We start from the raw sequence: 17544 nt of genomic DNA, 5'->3' as shown, positions 1-17544 counted from the left end.
GTTTCGCCGTCGGCCGCTCTCGAGACTCGACAGCCACGCCGATTCGAGGGACGAACCGAGGCGTGTCCGGTGGTGACGATCGTTGGGATAGGTGTCGAAGAGCCGACTCGTCGAAGAATAGTCCATCCTGGATTCGAACCAGGGTCGTCAGCCCCAGAAGCTGACAGGATTGGCCACTACCCCAATGGACTGTACTAAGTCGGAGGCGAGTGCGAAACTAAACGCTATCGGTTTCGGTCCCCGAGCCGTGGTGTTCGGCACGGTGACAGTTCGCACAAAGCAACACGCAGTCGTCGACCTCACGGCGTATCGCCTCGAGCGGATACCGCTGTGAGAGCATCCTCGAGACTCCCGCCGTCTTCGCTGCCGGGTGGTGGAAATCGAGACAGATGGGATCGGAGACGTCACAGCGCGCACAGCCGTCGCTCTCGCGTTTGTACCGCACTACCCAGCTTCGGCGTCTCTCGCGGATGTCGGGGGCGAGTGTTTCCGGGCCCTGAGTCCTTTGTCGCCTTTGCTCCCCGTGGGTCTCTGAGGGCGAGGCTTCGCGGTGTTCCGTTCGATGGCAGTTCGCACAGAGGACGACACAGCGATCGACTTCTTCGCGTATGCGCCGTTTCGAGTACCCGTGATTGACCATCTGTGAGACTCCGATATCCTTCGAATCGGGGTGGTGAAAGTCGAGCGCGGCGGGGCGGTCCTCACCACACCGCTTACAGGCGAAGCGATCGCGTTTCAACTGGGTGAACCACGCCCTGAGTTCCCGCCGTCGGCGTTCCTTGGTCTCGATCCGGTGCCCGCGGTTTTTGTAATACCACCGCTGTTGGGGGGTGAGGTCCTCCCAGTCCTCGCCGTCGGGAATGGTGACGGAATCGGGCTTGGGACGGATTTCCGTTCCACCCCCGTCGTCCTGTGAATAGGTTCCCAAGCCGGCGCGCTCCTTCGCCTCGTTCCACCCGCCGACGACCCGCCGAATCGTCGTCGACGAGGGACGGACGTCTAACGCCTCGTATTGGGCTTTCGTGGGCGACTCCCCGAGCCGCTCGGCCGCCCTCCGGAGCGCGTCGAGGCAGTCGGACTCCGTCGTCGGCATACCCGCGGATCGATCGTCTCGGTATAAAAACGTCGGGCGGGGGAGAGGAGACACGGTCCGTGCTGGCCGCGAACCGACACCGACATATCGGCTCCCGGAAAGGGTCCGGTATGTACGTCGGACGGTTCATCGTCGTCGCGCCGGATCGAGCCGCCTACCGGGTCTCCTCGCGGTCGTTCCCGAACCGCCGTGTCATCGACCGCGACGGGACGCTCACCGTGGCCCCTACGACGGCAGCCCCGGAGACGGACAACCCCTACATTTCGTACAACTGCCTGCGGACGACGGCGGGTGACACCCACGCCGTCGTCGGCAACGGGACGCAGGTCGACCCGATCACCGAGAAACTCGAATCGGGCTACCCGCCGCGGGACGCGCTGGCGGAATCGTTGCTCGCGCTCGACTACGAGAAGGACGACTACGACACGCCGCGGATCGCCGGCGTCGTCGGCGAGGAGAGCTACGTCGGCATCGTCCGCCGGGACGCCCTCCTCGTCGAGTCGGTCGGGGAACCGACACTCGTTGCGACCTACGAAAAAGACGCCCCCGAACCGGACGTGCTTGAGGCAACCGATCCGTCGGCGATGGCGGCGGAACTTTACGGGCGCGAGTTCGAACACCCGGTCTGTGCGGCCGCGGTCGCGGCCGACGGCGAGGGGTTTTCGACCGGACACCACAACGGCAAACAGTGAATCGCCTCGGGGCCAAGCCCCGTGGTATTCGCCTTGAGCGCCTCTGACATCTTCCCACGGCCGGCGGTTCCTCACTCGTCTGAGGCGGCAGGGATGTGGGCCGTACCGGTACGGTCCCCGATCGAGATAGCGGGCTTCATATCCCCCGTGTAGGGTGCGTATCCGTACCTCGGACTCGATACCACAACTATAGTAGCGATCGGAAGACACTGCACACTCGATCGCACGATGGCAGTGCGATCGATGTGTAATCACTTGCGATGGTTACTATAGTGAACGCCAAATGAATGCACGCTTCGCTAACTGTCCGATTCATCCCACGACTAACGCCGTCGGCTTTCTCCTCGAACCACTCTAAATGGTCGTGCGGTGTGGTTCACCTGGAGACGGGCGCGACCCGCCCTACTCCAGGGCGACGAGCGGGTCGCCCTGATCGACAGAGTCGCCCTCGTCTACCGCGATCTCCGCGACGGTGCCGCCGGTCTCGGCGATCACGTCGTTTTCCATTTTCATCGCCTCGAGCACGCAGAGCACGTCGCCCGCGGCGACCGAGTCGCCCACCTCGACGTCGACCGAGAGGATCGTCCCCTGCATCTCCGCTTCGACGACCGCGCCGTCGACGTCGATGTCGGCCCCGCCGTCGTCGTCGCTCCCGCGGCCGCGGGAGGGTCGCTCCGCCGTCCCGGCGGCCGCGCCGCCGCCCGACCCGCCCGCGAGCGCGGCGAACTCGCCACTTTCCTCCAAGTTGACCTCGAAACGCTTACCGTTGACCTCGACGGTGAACTCCCGCTCGACGGTCTCGCCGCCGTCGTCGGCCCCGGATTCGGCGTCGGCGCCCCACCGCTCTTGGGCCGCCTCGACGCGCTCGGGGTCGAGGTGTTCGTCGAGGTACTTCGTGGTGTGGGTTCCTGCGCCGAAGGCGTCGTCGGTGAGCATCAGCCGGTGGAACGGGATGATCGTCGGGATGCCCTCGATGTCGTACTCCGAGAGCGCGCGCTCCGAGCGGGCGAAACACTCCTCGCGGTCGCCGGCGTGGACGATGAGTTTCGCTACCATCGAGTCGTAGTCGGTGACGAGGTCGTCGCCCTGCCTGAGTGCGTCGTCGACGCGGACGCCGATCCCGCCCGGGGGGTCGTACGTTCCGAGTTCGCCGCCCGTTGCGGGGGCGAAATCGTCGGCGGCGTTCTCGGCGTTGATCCGGAACTCGATGGCGTGGCCGTCGAGTTCGACGTCCTCCTGTGCGAAGTCGATCTCCTCGCCGGCGGCGACCCGGAGCTGCCACTTGACGATGTCGACGCCCGTCAGCTCCTCGGTGACGCAGTGTTCGACCTGGATACGGGTGTTGACCTCGAGGAAGTAGAAGTTCGCGTCGGGGCCGAGCAACTCGCCGTCGTCGCGTTGTTCCTCCTCGACGAGGAACTCGAAGGTGCCGGCGTTGTAGTAGTCGGCCGCGTCCGCGCCGCGGCGGGCGGCGTTGCCGATCTCCTCGCGGAGTTCCTCCGAGAGGGCGGGCGAGGGGCCCTCCTCGATGACTTTCTGGTGGCGGCGCTGCAGCGAGCAGTCCCGCTCGCCGAGGTGACGGACGTTGCCGTGCTCGTCGGCGAGAATCTGCACCTCGATGTGTCGGGGGTTCTCGAGGTAGCGCTCGAGGTACACCGAGTCGTTGTCGAAGTACGCCTCGCCCTCCCGCTTTGCGGCGTCGAGTTGGTCGGCCGCCTCATCGGGACTGTGAACGATCTTCATACCGCGGCCGCCGCCGCCACCCTCGGCCTTGATCGCGATCGGATAGCCGTACTCCTCGCCGAACTCCTCGACCTCCGAGACGTCCGTGACGGGGTCGGTCGTTCCGGGGACGATCGGGACGTCCGCGGCCTCCATGGTCGTTCTGGCTTTTGTCTTCTCGCCGGCCTGCTCCATCGACTCGGCGGAGGGGCCGACCCAGGTGACGCCCTCGGTCGCCTCGACGGCGGCGGCGAAGGTCGCGTTCTCCGCGAGGAAGCCGTACCCAGGGTGGATCGCGTCCGCGTCGGCCTTCCGAGCGGCGTCGATGACCGCGTCGTGGTCGAGATACGAGTCGGCCGCGCGCGCCGGCCCGACGTTGTACGCCTCGTCGGCGTAACGGACGTGCCCGCCGTGTTTGTCGGCCTCGCTGTACACCGCAACGGTGTCGATCCCGAGGTCCTCGCAGGCACGCATCACGCGTACCGCGATCTCCCCGCGGTTTGCGACGAGTACTTTCTCGAACATAATTGTTCGATCGGTTTCGCGGTGAGTACGTTATTCTGTCGGTCCGCAGTGGATTGGCGCTCCGAGACGGGGCGCGCGCCGCCGCTGACGGTCCACAGTCCGCGGGCCGCGCCCGGAGCTGTCCCCCGAACTCAAAAGCGGTCCGTCCGCCCGGCGGCGCTCCAGTCGTCGGTCGGCGCGCCGGATGGCGCGCGGACACGGCGGCTCTGGAGCCCCTCGACCCGTCCCGTGAACTCCCAGGGGTCACGCGAGGGGTCGGCCGATCCCCCGGCCGACGCCTGCGCTTTCGCCTCCGCGGCGAGCGTTCGGAGGACCGCCGTGATCGCCGCGGCCTCCGACGCGTCGGCGTCGTCGGGGATCCGGATGTCCATGTCGGTCGCCATCGTCAAAGCGGGATGTTCCCGTGTTTCTTGTCGGGGTGGTCCTTGCGCTTGGACTCGAGCATCTCGAGGTCGTGGATCAACCGCGGCCGCGTCTCGGTGGGTTCGAGCACGTCGTCGATGAAGCCGCGCTCGGCGGCACTAAAGGGGTTCGCGAAGGTGTCGCGGTACTCGTCGATGAGCTGCTCGCGGCGGGCCTCCACGTCGTCGGCGTCGGCCAACTCGTCGCGGTACAACACGTTGACAGCGCCCTTCGGACCCATGACGGCGATCTCGGCGGTCGGCCACGCGTAGTTGACGTCGGCCTCGAGGTGCTTCGACGCCATCACGTCGTAGGCGCCCCCGTAGGCCTTCCGGGTGATCACGGTCAAAAGCGGGACCGTCGCCTCGCTGAACGCGTACAGCAGCTTTGCGCCGTGTTTGATGATCCCGTTGTGCTCTTGATCGGTGCCGGGCATGAACCCCGGGACGTCGACGAACGTGACGATCGGGATATTGAACGCGTCACAGAAACGGACGAAGCGGCCGCCTTTCAGCGAGGCGTCGATGTCGAGGGTGCCGGCGTTGACGCGGGGCTGGTTCGCGACGACGCCGACCGAACGGCCGTCGAGGCGGCCGAACCCGGTGACGAGGTTTCGCGCGTAGGACTCGGCGACCTCGAGAAAGGAGCCCTCGTCGACGATCCGATCGATCACGTCGACGATGTCGTAGGGCTTTCGCGGCTGGTCCGGGACGATCTCTTCGAGTTCCTCGTCGCGGCGCTCGGGGTCGTCCCACGGTTCGACCCGGGGCGGGTCTTCAACGTTGTTCGAGGGGAGATACGAGAGCAGATACCGGATGTCGTCGAGGGCGTCCTTCTCGTCGGCCGCCGAGAAGTGTGCGACGCCGGACTCGCCGGTGTGGGTCGAAGCGCCGCCGAGCTCCTCGAAGCCGACCTCCTCGCCGGTCACCGTCTCGATGACGTCTGGACCGGTGATGAACATGTGACTCGTGTCCTGGACCATATAAATGAAGTCGGTAATCGCAGGTGAGTACACCGCGCCGCCGGCGCAGGGCCCCATGATTGCCGAGATCTGCGGGACGACCCCCGAGGCCTTTTGATTCCGATGGAAGATGTCGGCGTAGCCGGCCAGCGAGTCGATCCCCTCTTGAATGCGCGCGCCGGCGGAGTCGTTCAGCCCGATGATGGGCGCGCCGGTTTCGATGGCTCGGTCCATCACCTTACAGACTTTCTCGGCGAAGGCCTCCCCCAGCGAGCCGCCGAAGACGGTGAAGTCGTGTGCGAACACGAAGACGGTCCGGCCGTCGACCTCGCCGTAGCCGGTGACGACGCCGTCGCCGTAGGGCTGGTCGTCGTCCATATCGAAGTTGGTACAGCGGTGCGTCTTCAGCTGGTCGAACTCCTCGAAGGTGCCGTCGTCGAGGAAGTACTCGACGCGCTCGCGGGCGGTCAGTTTGCCCTTCTCGTGTTGTTTCTCGATGCGGTCCTCGCCGCCGCCGCGCTCGGCGTCGCGCTTTTTCTCGCGTACCTCGTCGATGCTTTCGTCCATAGTCATGGGTCGGTCTTGGTCGGGAAACGACCAGCAATTAAAAAATCGTTCCGCTATCCGAACGGAGCCGAATCGCCACAGTTCGCGCGCGGGTTCGTTTCGGTACTACTAACTCCGCGTCCCTCGACGGTTCGGCCGAACCAGCGATGAAACTTCACGAATACCAAGCGAAGGGTGTCTTCGCCGACGCCGGGATCCCCGTCCCGGACTCGACGCTCGCCTCGACCGTCGACGACGCGGTCGAGGCAGCCGAGGGGATCGGCTACCCGGTCGCAATCAAAGCGCAAGTACAGGTCGGTGGCCGCGGCAAGGCCGGCGGCATCGAACTCGTCGACGACGCCGAGTCGGCCCGCGAGGCCGCCGCCGAGATCCTCGGGATGGACCTCAAGGGGCTGCACGTCGACCGCGTGCTCGTCGAGGCGGCCGTCGACTTCACGAACGAACTCTACGTCGGCGTGACGATGGACCGAACCGAGGGCAAGCCCGTGGCGATGGTCTCGACCCGCGGCGGCGTCGACATCGAGGAGGTCGCAGCCGAGGAGCCCGACGCCATCGTGCGCGAACACGTCGACCCGGCGTTCGGGATGCATCCGTATCAGGCCCGCAAGGCCGCCTTCGAGGCCGGCGTCGACCGCGCGGTCGCCACTGACGTCGCCTCGGTTCTCACTCAACTGTACGAACTCTGGGAGGACAAAGACGCCACCGAGATCGAGGTCAACCCTCTCATGGTCACGGCCGACGACGAGGTCGTCGCCGCCGACGCGGTCATGAACATCGACGAGGACGCGCTGTTTCGCCACCCCGACCTCGCCGAGATGGAAGAGGAGGCCGCGGGCGACGAACTCGAAGCCAAGGCCAACGAGTACGGCTTCGACTACGTCCGGCTGTCGGGCAACACGGGGATCATCGGCAACGGCGCCGGCCTCGTCATGACGACGCTGGATCTGGTCGACTACTACGGCGGCTCGCCCGCCAACTTCCTCGACATCGGCGGCGGCGCGAAGGCCGAGCGCGTGACGAACGCCCTCGATATGGTGTTCTCCGACGAGAACGTCGATTCGGTGGTGTTCAATATCTTCGGCGGCATCACCCGCGGCGACGAGGTCGCCAAGGGAATCAACGAGGCCCTCGAAGGGTTCGACGAGATCCCGAAGAAGGTCGTCGTCAGACTCGCCGGGACCAACGCGGAAGAGGGCATGGAGATCCTGAACACCGACCTCGTAACGGTCGAGGCGACGCTGGAGGACGCCGTCCAGCGTGCGGTCGAATACGCCGACGAGGAGGAAGCACAATGAGCATTCTAGTCGACAACGACACGCGCGTCGTGGTACAGGGGATCACCGGCGGCGAGGGGAAGTTCCACACCGGCCAGATGATCGAATACGGGACGAACGTCGTCGCGGGCGCGGTGCCCGGACGCGGCGGCCAGGAGGTTGACGGGGTCCCCGTCTACGACACCGTCCACGGGGCCGCCCGCGAGGAGGACGCCAACGCCGCGGTGGTCTTCGTCCCGCCCGCGTTCGCCGCCGACGCGCTGTTCGAGGCGCTGGACTCGCCGGTCGACCTCGTCGTCGCCATCACCGAGGGCGTCCCCCAACAGGACATGGCGAAGGTCTACCGGAAGCTGGCCGAAACTGACACGCACCTGATCGGGCCGAACTGCCCCGGGCTCATCACCCCCGGCGAGGCGAAACTCGGCATCCTGCCGGGCAACATCTTCGCCGAGGGCAACGTCGGATTGGTCTCCCGATCGGGGACGCTCACCTACCAGGTCGTGGACAACCTCACCCAGCGCGGGATCGGCCAGACCTCGGCGGTCGGCATCGGCGGCGACCCCATCATCGGGACGGACTTCGTCGACGCCCTCGAGCTGTTCGAGAACGACCCCGACACCGAGGCCGTCGCGATGTGCGGCGAGATCGGCGGCGAGGACGAGGAAGAGGCCGCGGCGTTCATCGGCGAGCACATGGACACCCCCGTTGCCGCCTTCATCGCCGGCCGAACCGCCCCGCCGGGCAAGCGGATGGGCCACGCGGGCGCGATCGTCTCGGGGTCCGGCACCGGCACCGCCGAATCGAAGATCGACGCCCTGAACGACGCTGGCGTTCCGGTCGGGGACACGCCCGACGAGGTCGCGGACCACATCGAGAGCTTTTTGTAACGGCCCGAAAGGTCGGGTTTTATTCCGGGGCGACGGAAACGGGGGGTATGGTAACGGTGCGGGCCCCCGCGACGAGCGCAAACCTGGGGAGTGGCTTCGACGTCTTCGGTGCGGCGCTGGGGCGGCCGGCGGACATCGTCCGCGTCGAGAAGGCCGACCGCACCACGATCGACGTGACCGGCGTCGGGAGCCAGTACATCCCGGAGGACCCCGAAAAGAACACCGTCGGCGCGGTCGCCGAGGCGCTCGAGGCCCCGGCCCACATCGAGATCGACAAGGGCGTCAGGCCGGCCTCGGGGCTCGGTTCCTCGGCGGCGTCGGCCGCGGCCGCCGCGGTGGGGCTGAACGAGCTGTACGATCGGGGGCTCTCCAGGGAGGCGCTCGTCCCGATCGCCGCCGAAGGGGAGGCGGTCGTCTCGGGGGCGGCCCACGCCGACAACGTCGCCCCCTCGATCATGGGCGGGTTCACGATCGCTCGCAGCGACGGGGTCACCGCAGTCGATGCGTCGATCCCGCTCGTCACCTGCCTGCCCGAGGTCGTCGTCTCGACGCGTGACGCGAGAGGCGTTGTTCCGGACGGGGCGCATATGGAAGACGTCGTCGAGGTCGTCGGCAACGCGGCGACGCTCGCGGTCGGGATGGCGCGAGACGATCCCGGCCTCGTCGGCCGGGGGATGGACGACTCGATCGTCACCCCTGCCCGGGCCGAACTGATAGCCGGGTACGAGGCGGTCAGATCGGCTGCATTCGACGCCGGCGCGACGGGTGTGACGATATCCGGGGCCGGTCCGGCGGTGATCGCCGCCTGCCACGAGCGGGACCGGCAGACGATCGCTGGAACGATGCTCGACGCCTTCGAGGACGCCGGCGTCGACGCCCGCGCGTACCAGACGAGGATCGGACGCGGTGCTGAGGTCTTCGAGTAGGGGTGTAGATGTGGATGGCGTAGATGTGGATGGCGTAGATGTGGATGGCGTAGATGTGGATGGCGTAGATGTGGACGGCGTAGATGTGAGTTTGACGCCGTACGGCAGTGGATCGCTTCGTTCCCGTCCTCGTTGCGGGTGAATCTGTCACACACGAATAATGTCGAACAATTATTCGTGACTGATTCGTGTGGGGGGTCGGTACTGCCCTAAAAAACGTGCACAATGACGCCGGCGAAAAACCGCCGTACGCGGTGCGACAAACGAGGACGACGGTCGCCGTTCTTTATAAATTCGACACATACAGTTGTGAAATATAGATATATACTTTTTCTATCGATAACATTAACTTTCCGAAGCGACAACCGATGGATGATGAGTTCGCAAGATCGTAAATCGAACCGGGAGTGGTGGCCGAGCCAGTTGGATCTCGACCCCCTCGATCAGAACGCCCAGCGGGCTGACCCGCTGGGCGAGGAGTTCGACTACGCGGAGGCGTTCGAATCTCTCGATCTCGAGTCGGTAAAGGACGACATCGAAGACGTGATGACGACGTCACAGGACTGGTGGCCGGCTGACTACGGCCACTACGGGCCGTTTTTCATCCGGATGGCCTGGCACAGCGCCGGCACGTATCGCGCCAGCGACGGGCGGGGTGGCGCGGCCGGCGGTCGACAGCGCTTTGCCCCCATCAGCAGTTGGCCCGACAACGCGAACCTCGACAAGGCCCGCCGGCTGCTGTGGCCGGTGAAACAGAAGTACGGCAAGAACCTCTCGTGGTCCGATCTGATCATCCTCGCCGGGAACGTGGCGATCGAGTCGATGGGCTTTCGCACGTTCGGCTTCGCCGGTGGGCGGGAGGACGCCTTCGACACGGACAAGGCCGCAAACTGGGGTCCCGAGGACGAACTGGAGACGAACGAGCGGTTCGACGAACCGGGCGAGATCCAGGAGGGACTCGGCGCGTCGGTGATGGGGCTCATCTACGTGAACCCGGAGGGCCCGGACGGGCAGCCGGATCCGATGGCGTCGGCGAAGAACATCCGACAGACCTTCTCCCGGATGGCGATGAACGACAAACAGACCGCGGCGCTCATCGCCGGCGGTCACACCTTCGGGAAGGTCCACGGCGCCGACGACCCAGAGGAGAACGTCGGCCCGGAGCCGGAGGCCGCACCCATCGAACAGCAGGGCCTCGGCTGGGAGCACGAGGGGGCCACCCAGGGCGCGATGATCACGAGCGGTATCGAGGGTCCCTGGACGTCCTCGCCGACCGAATGGGACATGGGCTACGTCGACAACCTGATGGAGTACGAGTGGGAGCCGGAGAAAGGTCCCGGCGGCGCCTGGCAGTGGACGCCGAAGGAAGGCCAAGACGTCGCGACCGCGCCGGACGCCCAGGGCGGGAGCGAGCCCGTCACCCCGATGATGCTCACGACGGACATCGCCCTCAAACGGGATCCGGACTACCGCGAAATAATGGAAACGTTCCAGGAGAACCCCATGGAGTTCGGGATGGCCTTCGCGAAGGCGTGGTACAAGCTGACCCACCGGGACATGGGCCCGCCGGAACGGTTCCTCGGCCCGGAGGTCCCCGAGGAGACGATGGTCTGGCAGGATCCGATCCCGGACGTCGAACACGACCTGATCGGCGAGCAGGAAATCAAGGCGCTCAAATCGGAGCTCCTCGACTCGGAGCTATCGATCCAGCGGCTCGTCAAGACGGCGTGGGCGTCGGCGTCGACGTACCGCGATAGCGACAAGCGCGGCGGCGCCAACGGCGCGCGGATCCGCCTCCGCCCACAGCGGGACTGGGAAGCGAACGAACCCGCCGAACTCGCAGAGGCCCTCGACACGCTCGAGGCGATCAAAGAGGAGTTCAACGGTTCGCGATCCGACGACGTCCGCGTCTCGCTCGCGGATCTGATCGTACTGGGCGGCAACGCGGCCATCGAGGCGGCGGCCGCCGAGGCCGGCTACGACGTCGAAATCCCGTTCGAGCCGGGGCGCACCGACGCCTCCCAGGAACAAACCGACGTCGACTCTTTCGAGGCGCTCAAGCCGACGATCGATGGGTTCCGCAACTACATCCACGACAGCGTCGACCGGCCCGCCGAGGAGCTGCTCGTCGACGACGCCGAACTGCTGAACCTGACGCTCGAGGAGACGACCGCGCTGGTCGGCGGGATGCGCGCGCTGGGCGCGACGTACCAGGGATCGGACATCGGCGTGCTCACCGACCGGCCAGGGGCACTGACCAACGACTTCTTCGTGAACCTGCTCAGCATGGACACGGAGTGGGAACAGTCCTCGGAGTCCGAACAGCTCTACGAGGGATACGACCGCGACACGGGCGAACTCGACTGGAGAGGCAGCCGAATCGACCTGATATTCGGCTCGAACGCTCGTCTCCGAGCCATCTCGGAGGTGTACGCCGCCGAAGACGGCGAAGAGCAACTCGTCGAGGACTTCGTGGACGCGTGGCACAAAGTGATGACGCTCGACCGCTTCGACCTCGAATAGTGACATCCTCCCGCGCCTAAAGTCGCGGGCCTCCCACCCGGTGTTGACCGGGCAGGTCAATCCTGAACGTTGGGAGTCTCAGGTTTGCTGGACAGTCAGCCAGTGGCTCTGCCACGAAGCCGTTACTCGTACCCGCTGAAGGGCTTCGAGATAGCTGATTGTTTTACGACTGTCGGCGTGGTCGGCTTACTTTTTGATTCCGGTTAGAAACCGTGGCAAACACCGAGTCAACTGCCAGTTCCCCACGCACAATTATACGTACTGTGTCTATACATAAACTTTTGTCGGATTCATCTGGTGGCTAAAGCCACCGGTATTCTCCTTGTATCTCTATAATAACAAATCCGCGTCGCCGGGGTCGACCACCGGCGGCTCCGCGTGATGTGGGGGGTCGGTGTCGGGCGTGGAATTACGTTCGCCGCTGGAGAGCCGATATCCGCGCCCGATCCCGCGACACCTCGGCGTCCGTGCCGACAGTGCGTTCGGCCGCTGTGAGCCAGTCTGTGACGGTGTAGGTCGTCGTACCGCCGGCCTCGCTGGGGACAGTGTAGGGGACGACGCCCGCAAGTCCCGACGACTCGGAGCCCGCACGCTCGAAGGTCAACAGCATCACCGGAACGCAGACGCCGGCGTCGGAGGGTTCGTCCTCGAGGAGCGATTCGGACGCCCGCCGACGGATCGCTGGCTGGAGTGAGCAGCCGACCTCGTCGGCCCACCGCTCGAGGCGATCGACGAGCGCGCTGCACGTCACGACGTCGGCCTCCGAACCGATCGCGTGTCGGCGTGGCGGCCACCGCTCGGTGTGTATTTCGGCCACCAACCGCGTCCGGGCGAGGGCGTCGAGGCGGCGCTCGACCGACTCGATCTGGCGCCTGCTCGGCGCGCTCACGTCGTCGCGGACGTAATACGTCACTTCGAGGGGCGTCGTCGGATCAGCACAGACAGGATGTTCGTCCGGACCGAGGCGGTCGGACGATCCGGATCGATCTCTCGACTCAGGACGGGATGTCGCGGCCGTCGATCGGGGATCTGTCATCACGCGACGGCACGACCGACCCACGGGTAAACGCTTCTAGGAGCGGTATAGAGGATCTAGGAGACCACAGTAGTCGCCCCCGAACGACCGGATGGTCGTCTCGCTACTACCGTCCGCCACTAGTCGCCGTCGCTGGCCGCCGTCGCTGGCCGCCGTCGTTAGTCACCCCGCCCCATCGTATAAAATGCGTCGTTAGGGCGCATATCGGCGAACACGGCCATCCGGTTCGAGAGGTTGAAAAACGCCACGACGCTGGCGATGTCCCAGATCGCCTCGGTCGAGAACCCCGCCTCGCGGAGTCCATCGAAGTCCGATCGGTCGATCTTGCTCGGGGACTCGGTGAGCTTTTCGGCGAAGTCCAACATCTCGCGGTGGGGTTCCGAGAGGTCCGCCGCCCGGTGGTTCGTCGACAGTTGATCGGCGAGTTCGGGGGCGTCGGCGAAGATCCGAAGCAAGGCCCCGTGGGCGACGACGCAGTACAGACAGTCGTTGATGCCGGAGACGGTAACGATGAGCATCTCGATCTCCTCGCGCTCTAGGGGCGTGTCCTCGGTCAGCGCGTCGTGGTAGGCAAAAAAGGCCCGGAAGTGACTCGGCTTATAAGCGAGCGCCGAGAAGACGTTCGGTGTGAAGCCGGCGCGGTCGGTCTCCTCGTCGATCCGTTCGCGGACGTCGGCCGGCAACGACTCCCGGTCGGGGACCGGAAACCGGCCCATCGCGTCGTCGTTCATACACCGTCGTCTCGGAGGGATGGAATATAGGTGATTCCCCGATTCTCGGCGTGCGGCCGCCATCGCCTCTAGTCCGCTACGTCTCGCCGGACCAATCGTCACGCCGGGTTCGCTCGACGACGTAGAGGAATAAATATCCCACGGCACCGAGGACGAAGAGCGTCGCCGGGATCAAGAACGGACCGAAGGTCCCGAACAGCCACTCGAAAGCCGCACCGAACTGGGCGGCGACGCCGAACATAGCCTATCATAGAACACCGGCGTTTATAAGATCCGAGGTCGGCGGGCGAGGGCGACGGTCGTCACCGTCCTCCGCCCCGGTCGGAGCTCAGCTTTCGGGGCTGTAGTTCGGCGCCTCGTCAGTGATCACGACGTCGTGAGCGTGGCTCTCGGTCTGGCCGGCCGAGGAGACGCGAACGAACTCGCTTCGCTGCTTGAACTCCGGGATGGTTTCCGCGCCGACGTAGCCCATGCCGGACTGCATCCCGCCGACGAGCTGATACAGCTCCGAGGACAGCGGCCCCTTGTACGGTTTTGCGGCCTCGACGCCCTCGGGGACGAACTCCTCGTCCTCGGGTTCGTCCTTGAGGTAGCGGTCGCCACCGCCGTCGTTCATCGCGCCGACCGATCCCATCCCGCGATACTGCTTGTAGCGTTTGCCGTTCATCGTGATGACGCGACCGGGGGCCTCGTCGGTGCCAGCGAAATACGACCCGAGCATGACGGCGTCGGCACCCGCGGCGATGGCCTTGATAGCGTCCCCGGAGTATCGGATGCCACCATCGGCGATGACGGGGACGTCGTGTCCCGATGCGACGTCCGCGACCTCCGCGACGGCGGTGATCTGTGGCATTCCCGATCCGGAGACGACCCGCGTGGTGCAGATCGACCCCGGGCCGATGCCGACCTTGATCCCGTCGGCGAAGCCGACGATCGCCTCGGCGGCCTCTCGCGTCCCGACGTTGCCGACGACGACGTCGGCCTCAACTTCGGCTTCGATCTCGCGGGCGGAGTCGATGACGTCGAGGTTGTGTGCGTGCGCGCAGTCGATGAACACGACGTCGGCGCCGGCGTCGTCGGCCGCCCTGGCCCGGTCCGTCTCGAAGGGGCCGACCGCGACGCCGGCGACCAACGCCCCGTCGTCGTCGCGGGCCGCGTTGTCGTGTTCGCGCCGGGCGAGCACCCCCGCCATCGTGATGAGACCGGTCAGGCGATCGTCCCCGTCGACGATCGGCACGCGCTCGATTTTGTGCTCGTACATCAACTCCAAGGCCTCCCGCGGCGTCACGTCCTCGCCGGTCGTGACGACCTCGTCGGTCATGGCCTCGCGAACCGCGTCGTACTCGCCGACCTCCAGGTACGGGCGGATGTCGGTCCCGGAGATGATCCCCAACACGACGCCGTCGTCGTCCACGACGGGTGCGCCCGAGACGCCCTCTCGCTCCATCATCGCGTCGACCTCGCGGACGGTCTGATCGGGGTCGGCGGTGACGACATCGCGGATGATGAGTTCGTCGGCGCGTTTGATCTGCTCGACGTGTTCGGCGGTCTCCTCGACAGACATATTGCGGTGGAGGACGCCGAGACCGCCCTGGCGAGCCATCTCGATCGCCAACTCGGCCTCGGTGACGGTGTCCATCGCCGCCGAGACAACGGGAAGATTCACCGAGACGTTCGTCGAAACGCGGGTCGCCATGTCGGCGTCGTCCGGTTCGACGCGGCTCTCCTTGGGACGGAGCAGTACGTCGTCGAACGTCAGCGCCTCGGGGACGCGGAGCTTCTCTGAGAAGGGTTCGTCGCTCGCCATATAAACGGTCGGAATCCCCCATTCAAAAGCGTTGCGAGAGCGCGAGCCCACCGTGGTGGAGAACACGGCCGCGAAGGGGCGTACGCTGAAACGTCGCTCGCGAGACCCCCAGGCCGCTTCAGTGTGAGCGCGTCGAGTGAACGGAGTTGCCAGTCGAGTGAACGGATCTGGCGGTTGCACGCCACGAATGGACGTTCGTCCCTGTTTTGATATATTCCAGATACGTCCGTCGAACTGGCGGGACGACGGGTTGCCGTTCGTCGCTCGTGTGCGGCGGCGACCCACACAACATTTATAAAACATAGGAAACTAACGTCATCTATGGACTCCGCAAGTCCCATCGCACAGCGCACCGCCGGCGAGTACGCCCTCGGCATCAGCGCTACATTTACGACCGCGATGCGGACCACCAACGCGGAGAATACCCTCAAACGGTTCGGGGCCGACCCGTCGCCGCGGTTCCGTACGACGTTCGGATCCGGATCCGGGTCCGACCGTCCGGGAGGGTATCGCCATCGTTACCGCCGATCCTACGGTGAGGGACGTCCCGCCTGACGGATGAGTACCTCCAGACATCCGGTCGCGTTGCGCATCGAGCGACGCGTCGGCGAAGGAACCCGGCTGCTCGCGACCGTCATGGCGTTGCCGCTTTTAGATGGCATCTTTGCGGCGCTCGTCCTCGCGGGGGCGGTCTCGTCGATCCTCGGCATGGTCGAGGTCGGCCTGCTCATCTTCGGCGGGAGCGCGACGCTCGCCGTCGTCCTCGCGGAGATGGAGGGCAAGAGACGCGAGCGCGTCCGGAACATCCTGGCGGTCGGCGCGCTCGTCATTCCGCTCGCCGCCGTCCAAGCCGCCATCGCGCCGACCATCGAGTCGATGCTGGCGATGGAAGTCTTCGAGCGCTTCGCCGCCCTCGTTATCCTCGCCGTTGCGGCCCGAACCGCCAGCGCAACCGTGGGGGAGTATCTCCCGGGCCCCGGCGTCGTGATCGCGCTGGGACTCGTCGCCAGTTTCCGACCGAACGGGTTCGAACTCCAGTTCGTCTCCGAGCCGATGTTCGTCGTCTACGGGACCGGCGCGGCCGCGATCGGCGTCGGCTTCGCGCTCGCTGTCGCGCTGTTCGGCCCGTGGCTGCGCGGCAACGTCGACATCGACCGGTTCCGCTTCGGAAGCGCCGTCGCGTTGGGCGTGCTCCCGTTGTCTATCCTCCGGATCGGTCCGATCACGGGCGAGGAACCGCTCGCGCTCATCGTCCTCGCGCTGACGGGCCTGTTGGCGTTCAACCCCGAGGGTGCGATCGACGCCGACGACGCCGGGTCCGTCCCGGCTGCGACCGACGGCGGTCCCGGTGCGGATCCCGATGCAGGTCCCGGTGCCGACGGCGACGACGACGAACCGGCACCCGCGGTCGAGGGGGACGTCGACGAGGACGGCTCCCCCGGCGTCCCGGACGGCGACCGGGCGCCGTGGCTCTGAGTGGCTCTCGTCGGGCGCTCTCGCCGGACCCGGACGCGACTCTGGCAGGGGCGGCGTCGGGGAACCCGGTGACCGGAACGATCAGGCTTACGAGCGTCGGCGTCCGTTGTCGTCGTATGGCCGACAACCGCGTCGTCGAAGGACGAATGGTAACGCCTGGAAAACTCGCCGAGCTCATCGAAGGAGAGGGCGTCATGGACGCCGAGGCGATCGAAGACGCCGACCGCGAATGCCCCGAGTGTGGCGGCAGCGTGCTCTCCGTGGGCTATATGCCGAGCGTCACGGAGTTCGTTACGGGATATAAGTGCCAGGACTGCGGGTGGAGCGAGACGGATCGGTGACTCCGGTGCCGGCGTGTGCTCGCTTGGAGCGCTCTACGGTTCGGAGAACGCGTGAGCGACGGGACGAGCAAGCGCCGCCACGTTCCGAGGGGTTTACTCGCAGACCAAGACCGGGCGATGGGTGTTGAGGATGATCTCCTGGCTGACGCTGCCGAAGACGACCTTCTTCGTCGGTGAGCGTTTCCGCCCGGCCACGGCCACCAGGTCGGCGTCGTACTCCTCGGCGAACGTCAGAACGGTCGCGGCGGGGTCGTCGCTACCAGCTTCCTCGAGAACGACGTCGATGCCGGCCTCCTCCAGTATGTCGCGGGCGCGCTGGACTGAGGACACCTGCGCCACCGAAGCGCCGGAGCGGTTCTCCTCGAAGCTGTGCGTGAGCACTGCTTCGACCTCGTCGGTGTCCATCGGCATGTCCGCGATCGTCTCCGCTTGGGCTACCGCGCGCTCTTTGTCGGTGTCGATCCCCGCAACAATCGTGTACATATCCGGTAAGTTCGGGGGTAATTTTCATATATCTTCCGACATCTCGGGGCGTCGCGGCCCGGCTCCGCACCTCGGTTCGGTGCGGTCGCCGAGAGGCC

At 65.9% G+C, this 17544-nt stretch carries 17 protein-coding genes and 1 tRNA gene; 8 read left to right on the top strand and 10 right to left on the bottom strand.

Translation table 11 applies throughout. The features are described from left to right. Positions 1–118 precede the first annotated feature (118 nt). Together NMLP_RS10970 and NMLP_RS14575 are read right to left on the bottom strand one after the other, a co-directional pair. Positions 119–191, bottom strand: a tRNA-Gln gene (locus NMLP_RS10970). 26 nt (positions 192–217) lie between these two features. Beyond that, complete coding sequence (locus NMLP_RS14575; protein ID WP_015410185.1) at positions 218–1093, bottom strand: homing endonuclease associated repeat-containing protein; 876 nt, start codon at positions 1091–1093, stop codon at positions 218–220. Between the two features lie 110 nt (positions 1094–1203). On the opposite strand from NMLP_RS14575, the gene NMLP_RS10960 reads away from it, so the two are divergent. Further along, entirely contained in the window at positions 1204–1785 is a 582-nt protein-coding gene (locus NMLP_RS10960; protein ID WP_015410184.1) for an IMP cyclohydrolase, read from the top strand. 402 nt (positions 1786–2187) lie between these two features. Here the strand turns inward: NMLP_RS10960 and NMLP_RS10955 are convergent, their stop codons facing one another. The 3 genes from NMLP_RS10955 to NMLP_RS10945 form a co-directional block, all read right to left on the bottom strand. Continuing rightward, positions 2188–4032, bottom strand: a complete 1845-nt coding sequence (locus NMLP_RS10955; RefSeq protein WP_015410183.1) for an acetyl-CoA carboxylase biotin carboxylase subunit — start codon at positions 4030–4032, stop codon at positions 2188–2190. Between the two features lie 131 nt (positions 4033–4163). Beyond that, positions 4164–4415: a hypothetical protein gene (locus NMLP_RS10950; RefSeq protein ID WP_015410182.1), complete on the bottom strand. Its 252-nt coding sequence runs from the start codon at positions 4413–4415 to the stop codon at positions 4164–4166. Positions 4416–4417: 2 nt separating this feature from the next. Then, positions 4418–5968, bottom strand: coding sequence for an acyl-CoA carboxylase subunit beta (locus NMLP_RS10945; protein ID WP_015410181.1), 1551 nt, complete (start codon positions 5966–5968; stop codon positions 4418–4420). A gap of 140 nt (positions 5969–6108) precedes the next feature. Here NMLP_RS10945 and sucC point away from each other — a divergent pair, with 140 nt between their 5' ends. The 4 genes from sucC (at position 6109) to katG (ending at position 11572) form a co-directional block, all read left to right on the top strand. Further along, entirely contained in the window at positions 6109–7257 is a 1149-nt protein-coding gene (sucC, locus tag NMLP_RS10940) for an ADP-forming succinate--CoA ligase subunit beta (protein ID WP_015410180.1), read from the top strand. Beyond that, complete coding sequence (sucD, locus tag NMLP_RS10935) at positions 7254–8123, top strand: succinate--CoA ligase subunit alpha (protein ID WP_015410179.1); 870 nt, start codon at positions 7254–7256, stop codon at positions 8121–8123. Before sucC ends, sucD begins: the two co-directional genes overlap by 4 nt. A gap of 47 nt (positions 8124–8170) precedes the next feature. Further along, positions 8171–9049 carry a homoserine kinase gene (locus NMLP_RS10930; RefSeq protein WP_015410178.1) on the top strand — a complete coding sequence of 293 codons (879 nt, stop codon included), beginning with the start codon at positions 8171–8173 and terminating at the stop codon, positions 9047–9049. 375 nt (positions 9050–9424) lie between these two features. Beyond that, positions 9425–11572 carry a catalase/peroxidase HPI gene (katG, locus tag NMLP_RS10925; protein ID WP_015410177.1) on the top strand — a complete coding sequence of 716 codons (2148 nt, stop codon included), beginning with the start codon at positions 9425–9427 and terminating at the stop codon, positions 11570–11572. 409 nt (positions 11573–11981) lie between these two features. Here katG and NMLP_RS10920 read toward each other — a convergent pair whose 3' ends face one another. The 4 genes from NMLP_RS10920 to guaB form a co-directional block, all read right to left on the bottom strand. Then, positions 11982–12608 carry an HTH domain-containing protein gene (locus tag NMLP_RS10920; protein ID WP_015410176.1) on the bottom strand — a complete coding sequence of 209 codons (627 nt, stop codon included), beginning with the start codon at positions 12606–12608 and terminating at the stop codon, positions 11982–11984. Positions 12609–12766: 158 nt separating this feature from the next. Beyond that, on the bottom strand, positions 12767–13339 hold the full coding sequence (locus NMLP_RS10915; RefSeq protein ID WP_015410175.1) for a peroxidase-related enzyme: 573 nt from the start codon (positions 13337–13339) through the stop codon (positions 12767–12769). Between the two features lie 76 nt (positions 13340–13415). Beyond that, the gene (locus NMLP_RS15640) at positions 13416–13580 is read right to left on the bottom strand and encodes a hypothetical protein (RefSeq protein ID WP_015410174.1); all 165 of its coding nucleotides are present in this window, start codon (positions 13578–13580) and stop codon (positions 13416–13418) included. 87 nt (positions 13581–13667) lie between these two features. Further along, positions 13668–15146, bottom strand: coding sequence for an IMP dehydrogenase (guaB, locus tag NMLP_RS10910; protein ID WP_015410173.1), 1479 nt, complete (start codon positions 15144–15146; stop codon positions 13668–13670). A gap of 321 nt (positions 15147–15467) precedes the next feature. Between guaB and NMLP_RS10905 the strand changes: the two genes are divergently transcribed. From NMLP_RS10905 to NMLP_RS10895, 3 genes are all read left to right on the top strand, one after another. Beyond that, positions 15468–15701 carry a hypothetical protein gene (locus tag NMLP_RS10905; protein WP_015410172.1) on the top strand — a complete coding sequence of 78 codons (234 nt, stop codon included), beginning with the start codon at positions 15468–15470 and terminating at the stop codon, positions 15699–15701. A gap of 3 nt (positions 15702–15704) precedes the next feature. Beyond that, the gene (locus tag NMLP_RS10900; protein WP_015410171.1) at positions 15705–16622 is read left to right on the top strand and encodes a DUF5794 domain-containing protein; all 918 of its coding nucleotides are present in this window, start codon (positions 15705–15707) and stop codon (positions 16620–16622) included. Positions 16623–16738: 116 nt separating this feature from the next. Then, entirely contained in the window at positions 16739–16963 is a 225-nt protein-coding gene (locus NMLP_RS10895; protein WP_015410170.1) for a DUF5795 family protein, read from the top strand. A 93-nt stretch (positions 16964–17056) separates the two neighbouring features. Here the strand turns inward: NMLP_RS10895 and NMLP_RS10890 are convergent, their stop codons facing one another. Next, positions 17057–17446: a universal stress protein gene (locus NMLP_RS10890; protein ID WP_015410169.1), complete on the bottom strand. Its 390-nt coding sequence runs from the start codon at positions 17444–17446 to the stop codon at positions 17057–17059. Positions 17447–17544 lie beyond the last annotated feature (98 nt).

Source organism: Natronomonas moolapensis 8.8.11, from assembly GCF_000591055.1.
Classification (GTDB): domain Archaea; phylum Halobacteriota; class Halobacteria; order Halobacteriales; family Haloarculaceae; genus Natronomonas; species Natronomonas moolapensis.
The sequence above is the reverse complement of the archived record's forward strand: the minus strand, read 5'-3'. Positions and strand labels throughout refer to the sequence as shown.